This window comes from Microbacterium sp. SWDP-B6, assembly GCF_059803615.1.
The window spans coordinates 87,675-97,876 of the sequence record NZ_JAPFGV010000010.1 but is presented as its reverse complement, the minus strand read 5'-3'; the positions used below and the strand labels follow the sequence as shown (position 1 = coordinate 97,876).

Annotated in this window: 6 protein-coding genes and 1 tRNA gene; 5 read left to right on the top strand and 2 right to left on the bottom strand. The window is 68.4% G+C overall.

What is annotated here, in order from left to right; all coding sequences use genetic code 11:
• Nucleotides 1-25 precede the first annotated feature (25 nt).
• Nucleotides 26-925 (top strand): NAD(+) diphosphatase, encoded by a 900-nt coding sequence (gene nudC / locus OPU70_RS13345; protein ID WP_042541979.1) that lies wholly within the window; start codon nucleotides 26-28, stop codon nucleotides 923-925.
• Nucleotides 922-2,643 carry an ATP-dependent helicase gene (locus OPU70_RS13340; protein WP_042541978.1) on the top strand — a complete coding sequence of 574 codons (1,722 nt, stop codon included), beginning with the start codon at nucleotides 922-924 and terminating at the stop codon, nucleotides 2,641-2,643. The genes nudC and OPU70_RS13340 overlap by 4 nt, the downstream gene beginning before the upstream one ends.
• A 788-nt stretch (nucleotides 2,644-3,431) precedes the next feature.
• On the opposite strand, the gene OPU70_RS13335 is transcribed toward OPU70_RS13340, so the two are convergent.
• Entirely contained in the window at nucleotides 3,432-4,847 is a 1,416-nt protein-coding gene (locus tag OPU70_RS13335) for a zinc-dependent metalloprotease (protein ID WP_042541977.1), read from the bottom strand.
• Between the two features lie 116 nt (nucleotides 4,848-4,963).
• Between OPU70_RS13335 and OPU70_RS13330 the strand changes: the two genes are divergently transcribed.
• Both OPU70_RS13330 and OPU70_RS13325 read left to right on the top strand, forming a co-directional pair.
• Nucleotides 4,964-6,058: a YlbL family protein gene (locus tag OPU70_RS13330; protein WP_153302155.1), complete on the top strand. Its 1,095-nt coding sequence runs from the start codon at nucleotides 4,964-4,966 to the stop codon at nucleotides 6,056-6,058.
• A gap of 46 nt (nucleotides 6,059-6,104) precedes the next feature.
• A complete protein-coding gene (locus tag OPU70_RS13325) occupies nucleotides 6,105-9,002 on the top strand; it encodes a UPF0182 family membrane protein (RefSeq protein WP_042541976.1) in 2,898 nt (965 codons plus the stop codon).
• Nucleotides 9,003-9,231: 229 nt separating this feature from the next.
• Here the strand turns inward: OPU70_RS13325 and OPU70_RS13320 are convergent.
• Nucleotides 9,232-9,305 (bottom strand) — tRNA-Met (locus tag OPU70_RS13320).
• Nucleotides 9,306-9,383: 78 nt separating this feature from the next.
• On the opposite strand from OPU70_RS13320, the gene OPU70_RS13315 reads away from it, so the two are divergent.
• Nucleotides 9,384-10,196, top strand: coding sequence for a carbon-nitrogen hydrolase family protein (locus tag OPU70_RS13315; RefSeq protein ID WP_042541975.1), 813 nt, complete (start codon nucleotides 9,384-9,386; stop codon nucleotides 10,194-10,196).
• Nucleotides 10,197-10,202: the final 6 nt, after the last annotated feature.

Below are 10,202 nucleotides of genomic sequence, written 5' to 3'. Positions count from 1 at the left end.
CGCCACGCCCGTGAGAGAGGAGCCGATGATCGCCGACAGCAGCACTTCCCTCGACCGCGCAGCCGATCTGCGCATCGAGCCAGGGATCCTCGATCGACTCCGCGCAGAGGAGGCGACGAGGGTGATCGCCGTGCGCGATGGTCGGGTGCGCATCTCGGGCGCCGATCTCGATCCGGCCACTCTGCTGCGGGTGCCGGCCTCCGAGATCGTCGACGCCACCTGGGCGCTCCTCGGGCGCGACGGTGACGGAACCGCTGTGCTTCTCGCGGTACTGCCGCCGGAGGGCGACACCGTCGACACCGCCCCGGATGAGGTCTGGCTGGGCCTTCGCGACCTGGGCGCGCGTCTCGGCTCCGGCGACACAGAGCTGCTCATCGAGGCCCTCGCGCTCGGCGGCTGGTTGCGCGACGCGCCGTTCTGCCCCCGCTGCGGGGGAGCGACCGAGCTGCGGCAGGCCGGATGGTCGCGCCGATGCCTCGTCTGCGGTCGCGAGCACTTCCCCCGCACGGACCCTGCGGTCATCGTCGCGGTCGAGAGCTCGGACGGCGAACGGCTCCTGCTCGGAGCGAACGCGAACTGGGGCGGACGGATGTACTCCTGCTTCGCCGGATTCACCGAGGCGGGCGAGTCGCTGGAATCGACGGTGCATCGGGAGCTCGAGGAGGAATCGGGCGTACGACTGGCCTCACTGCGCTACGTCTCGTCTCAGCCCTGGCCTTTCCCCCGCTCGCTCATGCTCGGCTTCCGTGCGGTGGCGCTGGACGATCACGTGCTGCGTCCGGACGGCGAGGAGATCATCGACGTGCGCTGGTTCTCTCGCGACGAGATCGGGTCCGCTCTCGCAGGCGACGGACCGGTCGGTCTGCCTGGGCCCGCATCGATCGCGCGCGCACTCATCCTCGAGTGGTTCGAGGAGCGCGCGTGAGCGCGCTCGAAGCCCTCGACGATCGACAGCGGGAGGCGGCATCCGTTCTGCGTGGTCCCGTCGCCGTGCTGGCCGGCGCGGGAACGGGCAAGACGCGTGTGATCACCCATCGGATCGCCCACGGCGTCGACACCGGGGCGTACTCGCCGTCTCGGGTCATGGCGGTCACCTTCACCGCGAAGGCCGCGGGAGAGCTCAGGGGACGCCTGCGCGCTCTCGGTGTCGAGGGGGTCGCCGCGCGCACTTTCCATGCCGCCGCGCTCGCCCAGCTCAACTTCTTCTGGCCGACGTTGGCCGGCTCGCCCGCGCCGTCGATCATCGACAACAAGGTGAGACTGCTCGGCCAGGCTGCGGACTCGATGCGTCTGCGCCCGAGCACTGCGACCCTCCGCGACATCGCGTCCGAGATCGAATGGCGCAAGGTGTCGATGCTCTCGGTCGAACAGCACTCGCTGCTCGGTCGCACGGTGAGCGGGATCGACTCCGCGCAGTTCGTCGAGCTGCAGCAGCGCTACGAGGCGCTGAAGGACGAGCGGCGCCAACTCGATTTCGAGGACGTGCTGCTCGCATGCGCCGGGATGCTCGAAGCGGAGCCGCGCGTCGCCGCCTCCGTGCACGAGCAGTATCGCCACTTCACGGTCGACGAGTATCAGGACGTCTCTCCGCTCCAGAACCGACTGCTCGAACTCTGGCTGGGAGACCGTAAGGACATCTGCGTCGTCGGCGATGCGAGCCAGACCATCTACTCGTTCGCCGGCGCGGAACAGCGCTTCCTGCTCGAGTTCGAGCGGCGTCATCCGGATGCCACGGTCGTGCGGCTCGAGACGAACTACCGTTCGCAGGCGCCGATCCTCGAAGCGGCCAATGCGCTCATGAAGGGTCGGCCGGGCGCGCTCGAGCTCATCCCGGCGAGAGAGACGTTCAACGCGGAATCACCCACGGTCACGGCCTACGACTCCGAGCGCGACGAGGCCGAGGGGATCGCCGCTGCCGTGGCGGCGCGGATCGAATCCGGCGCGTCGCCTTCGGAGATCGCGGTGCTCTATCGCGCCCATGCCCAGTCGGCGGTGCTGCAGCAGGCGCTCGCCGCAGAGGGGATCCCGACCTCGGTGCTGGGCGGAACGCGGTTCTTCGCCATGCCGGAGGTGCGTCAGGCGATCCTGGCGCTGAGGGCCGCCGCCGTCGCCCCGACGGAGCAGGGGTTCCTCCCGGGTGTTCAGCGAGTCCTCCGCGAGCTGGGGCTCTCCGACGAGCCACCCGCGGCCGGTGGCGCGCAGCGCGACGGGTGGGAGGCTCGGCGCGCGATTCTGCGTCTCGCCGAGGATGCGGGGCCGGACGAGAACCTGCGCACCTTCAGCGATGCGCTCATGGCACGGGCGAAAGACCAGCACGAGCCCACGATGCGCACCGTGACGCTCTCGACACTGCACGCCGCCAAGGGTCTCGAATGGCCGCACGTCCACCTGGCCGGGTGGGCAGAAGGCGCGCTTCCGATCTCGTACGCCACCGGCTTCGAGGCGATCGACGAAGAACGCCGCCTCGCCTACGTCGGCGTCACGCGGGCCGCGCGTACTCTCTCGCTGTCGTGGTCACGCTCAGCGGGGCGAGGGGAGCGGGCGCCGTCGCGGTTCCTGGCAGAGATGGGAACGACTGCGCGCGGCACCGGCATTCTGCATGAAACGTCACCGAACGCCACTCGCGCCGGCCATCGCCGCTGACGTCGACGAACGAGCCCGCTGATGACGTCTCCGCAAGGAGCCGCGCGACGAGCGTCGCCGCGTCCGCGATCCGAGCGACGCTGATCGGACCCGACGCTCGCCCGATGAGCTGCGCGTGCATCCGCGGCCAGGCGTCGTCGCGCTCGCGTTCGTGCTCGTCGCGGCAGGTGAGACAGGGGGTCTCGCCGGGCACCACCAGGGGGCCGACGGTCGTCCGCCCTCGCTCGAGTGCCACGGGGAGATGCGAGGTGTCGTCGCGAAGGTAGCGGGCGAAGTGCAGGGCGGCTGCTGCGCCTTCGACGAGCACGACTCCGATGTCGGCGGGGTTCTCCCGCGCCCCGGCGGCGATCCCCTCGTCGAGAAGTGCTTCGCGCATGCGGTAGTCGCAGCGCGCGTCGGCGACGTCGATGCTCTCCACCCATGCGGCCCTCGGCGCCGGGGCGTCGTCGACGAGCAGCGGTTCGAGTCGTGAAAGGAGCATCCGTGCCTCCGCGCGCGGTGCCCCTGCGGCGTGCGCGACCACATCGAAGGCCGTGCGCCGGAACCCGGCAGCCATCCGACCGATCAGTCGCTCGACCCACGGCTCGGACGCCGCGATGCGCAGCGTGCCTTCGATGCCGATCTGCAGTGTCTCACCGTCTCGCCAGAGCAGCGGAACGGCGGGATCCAGGCGGGTGATGGTCTTGGGTGTCAGAGGAGACATCCCTCGATTCTGCGCAAAGCCGAACTTCCGGTGGGGGAGTCTCGGGCATCCGTGGAAAAGTCAGCGCACCCCGCTCCCGCCCCGCTCACACCGGGCGATCGCCTCCCGGGCCGTCACCGCCGTCGGAGTCCTGCTCATCCTCCGAGGCGTCAGATCTCTCCGGCTGCTCGCTCGAGAAGTCGTCGCCGTCCAGCAGACGGGCCAGGGCCTCGTCGAACTCATCTGCGACGGGCTGCTCGCCTCGTGCGCTCGCCTGAAGTCGTGCGATGAGCGCAGACGGGTCGTCGATGTCCTCCGAGGTGGGCATGAGGTCGGGGTAGTCCCAGAGCGCGTCGCGTCCTGCGATGCCGGCGGCGTCGGTCACCGCCTGCCACATGGCCGAGGCCTCGCGCAGACGACGAGGCCGCAGCTTGAGGCCGACGAGCGCGCCGAGAGCGTCCTCGGCCGGACCGCCGACCGCGCGGCGACGGCGGGCCGCCTCGGCGATCCGTGCCCCATCGGGGAGGCGAGACGTCGCCTGAGCCGTCACCACGTCGACCCAGCCGTCGATCGTCGCCACGAGGTTCTCGAGACGCGCGAGGGCCTCGCGCTGCGCCTCCGTCTGCGTGGGCAGCAGAGCACCGCCCTCGATGGCCGCGCGGAGTTCCTCGGGATTCGAGGGGTCGAGGCGGCTCGCGACGTCTTCGAGTGCATCGACATCGACCGTGACTCCGCGTGCGAAGTCGGTGATCTGGGCCATGACGTGCAGGTGCAGCCACTTCGAATGGCGATACAGCCGGGCGTAGGCGAGTTCGCGGGTCGCGAGGTAGAGGGTGATCTGGTCTTCGGGGATCTCGAGACCGTCGCCGAACGCCGTCAGGTTCTGCGGGATGACAGCCGCGGTTCCGGCCGGAAGCACGGGGATGCCGACGTCTCCGCCCGACACCACCTCGAGCGCGAGGTTGCCGAGCACCTGCCCGAACTGGGCGGCGAACACCGAGCCGCCGAGACCGCGCATGAGCTTGCCGGCGCCTTGCACGACGTCGCGCATCTCCTCGGGCACCTGCGTGTCGAGGGCGCTGGTGAGCGCATCGGCGATGCTCGTCGACACCGGGCCGGCGATCTCCTTCCACACCGGGAGGGTCGCTTCGACCCATTCGCCGCGTGTCATCGCCTTGGGCGACTCGCTGAGCTCGGAGATCGTCGTCGCTTCGCCGAGCCACAGGTCGGCGAGTGCGAACGAGTCGACGAGCGAGCTCCGCGAACCGTCGGTGATGCCGAGGCCGTCGCGGTTGGCGATGTGCAGCGCCTGACGCAGCGCGTTCTCCCAGGCGTCGCCGCCGAACGCGCCCTGCAGCTGCGACATGATGGTCTGCATCATCGCCGGGTCGAACTGGATTCCATCCATGCCCGCGAAGGCGTTCTGCAGCGCCTCGGGGTCGATGTCGCCGGCACCCTGGCCGGACATCATTCGTCGGAGGAACTCCTGGAAGTCCTCGGGGGTCGGGTCGTTGTCTGACATGTCGCTCGCCTCTCAGCACGCCTAAAGCCGTGGCATCTACGCTAGTCACAGGATCGGCCGCGAGACCCCGAAGCGGGCAGATCGCTGTACGCCGCCCGCGAACGACGGAGGAACCTGTGGATCGAACCCGGCCTGTGAAGCTCGGACTTGGCGTCTGGGCGCTGGTCGTCGCGTTGATCGCGCTCGTCGTGCTGACCTTCCTCCCGACGCCGTACGTCATCCAGCGTCCCGGCCCGGTCTACGACACCCTCGGCACTGCGGCGGGCGCAGACGGCGAGCAGGTTCCGCTCATCCAGGTCGAAGGCACCGAGACGTTCGAGACCGCCGGATCGCTCGACCTCACGACGGTGCAGGTCGTCGGCAACCGCGAGCGCACGCCGAGCTGGTTCGAACTCGCGTTGGCCTGGATGGACTCCTCCCGAGCGGTGGTCCCTCTCGACTCGGTGTTCCCCGAGGGCGTCACGACAGAGCAGCGGGACGAACGCAACGCGACGCTCATGGTCGACTCGCAGCACGAGGCGACAGCCGCGGCGCTCAACGAGCTCGGCTACGACACCGGAGCCGAGGTCGTCGTGCAGGAGGTCGTCGAGGATGCGCCGGCCGAGGGCGCTCTCGAGGCGGAAGACGTCATCACGGCCGTCGACGGCACCGCAGTGGCCTCGGCCAAGCAGCTGCGTCAGGCGATCCAGGATGCTGCCGGTGCGCCGGTCGAGCTCACCGTGCAGCGCGGCGGCGAAGAGCAGGTCGTCGAGGTGACGCCGGCGAAGCAGACCGACGGCGACGTGACGACGTGGCTGATCGGCGTGACCCTGCGCACGGATTACGACTTCGAGATCGATGTGACGCTCCAGCTCGACAACGTCGGCGGCCCGAGTGCCGGGATGATGTTCGCACTCGGCATCATCGACACCGTCACCGAGGGAGAGCTCAACGGCGGGAAGAATGTCGCGGGCACCGGCACGATCGAAGCCGACGGCACCGTCGGACCGATCGGCGGCATCCGGCAGAAGCTCTACGGCGCTCGAGATGCGGGGGCGGAGTACTTCCTCGCACCGTCGACGAACTGCGACGAGGTCACCGGCCATATCCCCGACGGCCTGACCGTGATCAGCACGTCGAGCCTGGAGGAATCGCTCGCCGCGCTCGATGTGATCGCCGAGGACGGTGACGTCGGATCCCTGCCGTCATGCGACGTCGTGACCTCCCCGTGACAGGGATGACAGCCGCAGCACAGTAAGGCGTGCCTAGGATGGGACGGTGACCTCGACTTCTGCACCGAACCCGGCCACTCCCCGAACCTCGCGACGAATCTTCGGCATCTCGTTGGCGATCATCGCCGCACTGATCGCCGGCTTCTTCGTCTTCGCGTCGCTCTACACCGAATACCTCTGGTTCGACCAGGTGGGCTTCGAGGGAGTTCTCACCACCCAGTGGATCGCCACGGCGGTGATGTTCGTCGTCGGATTCCTCGGCATGGCAGTGCCCCTGTTCGTGGCCATCCAGCTCGCGTACCGGCTGCGCCCCGTCTACGTGCGGCTCAGCTCGCAGCTGGACAGATACCAGGAGGTCATCGAGCCGCTGCGCCGCCTCGCGATGTGGGGCATGCCGATCTTCTTCGGTCTGTTCGCGGGCTTCTCCGCGGCCAGCCAGTGGAAGACCGTCTGGCTCTGGGTGAACGGCGTCGCCACCGACACCGTCGACCCGCAGTTCGGTGTCGACACCGGCTTCTACATGTTCGCGATGCCCTTCTACTCGATCCTCCTGGCCTTCGTGTCGGCGGTCCTGCTGCTCACCCTCATCGTGACCGCCCTCGTGTCGTACCTCTACGGTTCCGTCCGGATCGGCCAGGGCGAGCTGCGCATCTCGAAGCCCGCCCGCATCCAGCTCGCGATCATCGCGGGTCTGTACCTGCTCGTGCAGGCGGCGAGCCTGTGGCTCGACCGCTACAAGACCCTCGTCGCCCAGGACGACCGCATCGTCGGTCCTGCGTACACCGGTGTCAACGCGACGATCCCCGGTCTCGCGATCCTCACGATCATCGCGGCGATCGTCGCGATCCTCTTCTTCGTCACGGCGATCATCGGTCGCTGGCGCTTCCCCCTCGCCGCGACGGCGCTGCTGATCGTCGCCTCGCTCGTCGTGGGCGTCGGCTTCCCGTGGGCGGTGACCACCTTCCAGGTGGCGCCGAACCAGAACGCGTACCAGGCGGAGTTCTACCAGCGGAACATCGACGGCACGAAGGAGGCGTACGGGGTCGCCGACCTCGAGACGACGCCTTTCGAGGCCGAGACCGACGCCGAGGCCGGCCAGCTGCGTGAGGACGCCGAGACGACGGCATCCATCCGCATCGTCGACCCCGCCGTGATCAGCCCGGCCGTGCGCCAGCTCGAGCAGTACCGCGGGTACTACCAGTTCCAGCAGAACCTCGACGTCGACCGCTACGAGATCGACGGCGAGATGCAGGACACCGTGGTGTCCGTCCGTGACCTCGACATGGAAGGCGTCGATGTCAGCAACTGGAACAACCGCGCCGCCGTCTACACGCACGGCTACGGCCTGGTGGTCGCAGCGGGCAACCAGCGCACGTCCGACGGCGAGCCGGTGTTCCTCGAGCGCGGCATCCCGTCCGCGGGCTTCCTCACCGAGCAGGAGAAGTTCGAGCCGCGCGTGTACTTCGGCGAGAACTCGCCCGAGTACTCGATCGTCGGCTCGCCGGACGGCACCGACCCCGTCGAGATCGACTACCCGCGCGGCAAGGACGGCTCGACCGAGACCAAGACCACGTTCGAAGGCGACGGCGGACCGCAGATCGGCAGCACCTTCACGAAGCTGCTCTACGCTCTGAAGTTCCAGTCGGAGCAGATCCTGTTCTCCAACCTGGTGAACGAGGACTCCCAGATCCTCTACGACCGCGACCCCAAGACGCGTGTGCAGAAGGTCGCACCGTATCTCGAGCTCGACAGCGACCCGTACCCCAGCGTGGTCGACGGACGCGTGGTCTGGATCGTCGACGGCTACACGACGAGCGCGACCTACCCGTATTCGACGAACGTGAGCCTGTCGGAGGCCATCGCCGACTCGAACCTCCCGTCGCCCACGCTCGCGATCGACGACATCAACTACATCCGCAACTCGGTCAAGGCCACGGTCGACGCGTACGACGGCTCTGTGACGCTGTATGCCTGGGACGACGAGGATCCGGTGCTGCAGACATGGCAGAACATCTACCCCTCGACGCTGAAGCCGGTGAGCGACATGTCGGCTGATCTCATGAGCCACGTGCGCTACCCGACCGACCTCTTCAAGGTCCAGCGCGACATCCTCGGGATCTACCACATCGACACCGCGGGCTCGTTCGCGCAGCAGGACAACCGCTGGCAGACGCCCAACGACCCGCGCAGCGACGCGGTCCTGCAGCCGCCGTACTACCTGACGATGCAGATGCCGGGGCAGGACTCCCCGCGGTTCTCGATGTTCTCGACGTTCATCCCGTCGGCGACGGGAAGCGGTGGCAACCGCGACGTGCTGATGGGCTACCTCGCCGTCGACTCGGACGCAGGATCCGAGGCGGGCGTCAAGGCCGAAGGCTACGGTCAGCTGCGGATGCTCGAGATCGACACCGATACGACGGTGCCCGGCCCCGGCCAGGTGCAGAACACCTACAACTCCGACACCGCTGTGGTGCCGCAGCTCAACCTGCTGCAGCAGGGAGAGTCCGAGGTGCTCTACGGCAACCTGCTGACGCTTCCCGTGGGTGGCGGTCTGCTCTATGTGCAGCCGGTCTATGTGCAGTCCTCCGAGGGCACGAAGCTCCCTCGTCTGCAGAAGGTCCTCGTGGCCTTCGGAGACAAGGTCGCCTTCGAGGACACGCTGACCGCGGCGCTCGACACCCTCTTCGGGGGTGACGCGGGCGCGGCCGGTGGAGACGATCAGGTCGAACCGACCGAACCCGATCCGGACACCGGTGAGGTCCCGACCGAGCCGACCGTGCCGACCGACGCCGAGGCCGAGGCCCTGGCGGCCGCGCAGCAAGCGCTGACCGACCGCGAGGCAGCGCTCAAGGAAGGCGACCTGACCAAGTTCGCCGAGGCCGACAAGCGGCTCACGGATGCTGTGAACACGCTGCTCGGATTGGAACAGGGCGCGGGGGAGTAACCCTCTGCAGTGCCGGATGCCGCTCCTCTCGAGGGGCGGCATCCGTCGTATCCGGCAGGATCACGAGCGGTATCGGGGACGCCGCCGGCGAAGGTGGCCGGGTGGTTCGCGTCCTAGGCCGGATGACCGCTCCGGAGTCGCTCGGTCGCCGAGCAGCGCGTGGATACATGCGAAAAGCCCCTGATCAGGATTTCTCCCGATCAGGGGCTTTTCTTGTGTCGCATTCTCGTTGCGGGGACAGGATTTGAACCTGCGACCTCCGGGTTATGAGCCCGGCGAGCTACCGAACTGCTCCACCCCGCGGCACGTTTTATAGCCTAACACGGGAATCAGGAGTCCGCGAATCGAGGCGCGGCCGGCGCGATGGGGGAGGATGTGAGCATGACCGAGACCGCTTCCGCCGCCGTTCCCGTCGCCGTCTGCCAGTTCGCGCCGACGTCGTCGCGAGAAGGCAATCGCGACCGCATCGCGGAGTTGACGGCGGATGCCGCGGCGCGGGGTGCGCGGCTGATCGTCTTCCCCGAGTACTCGAGTTACTTCGTGGATCCGATGGACGAGTCCCTTGCGGCGAATGCGGAGAGTCTCGACGGTGATTTCGTGTCGACCCTGACGGCGCTCGCGGCGGACCACGGCGTCGTGATCGTGGCGGGTCTCGTCGAGACTGCCTCGGACGCCCAGCATGTCCACAACACCGTGGTCGCCGTGCGCGGCGACGGGATCCTCGCGAGCTACCGAAAGCAGCACCTGTACGACGCGTTCGGCCAGACCGAGTCGGACTGGATCGAAGCAGGCGATCTGGGGGCCGCCACCTTCGAGCTCGCCGGCATCCGCTTCGGGCTCATGACCTGCTACGACCTGCGCTTCCCCGAGGTGTCGCGCACCCTGATCGACGCCGGCGCCGACGCTCTCGTGGTGCCGGCCGAATGGGTGCGCGGTCCGCTCAAGGAGCATCACTGGACGACGCTCCTCGCGGCGCGAGCGATCGAGAACACCGCGTATGTGATCGCCGCCGACCATCCGACCCCGATCGGCGTCGGTCACTCGCAGATCATCGATCCGCAGGGGGTCGTGCTCGCCGGAGTGGGAACGACCGAGGGAATCGCGGTCGCGGCCGTCGAGCGGGCGACCATCGAGCGCGTGCGCGCTGTGAATCCCTCGCTGCGGGTGCGCAGATACGCCGTCGGACCGCGCTGACTCGGC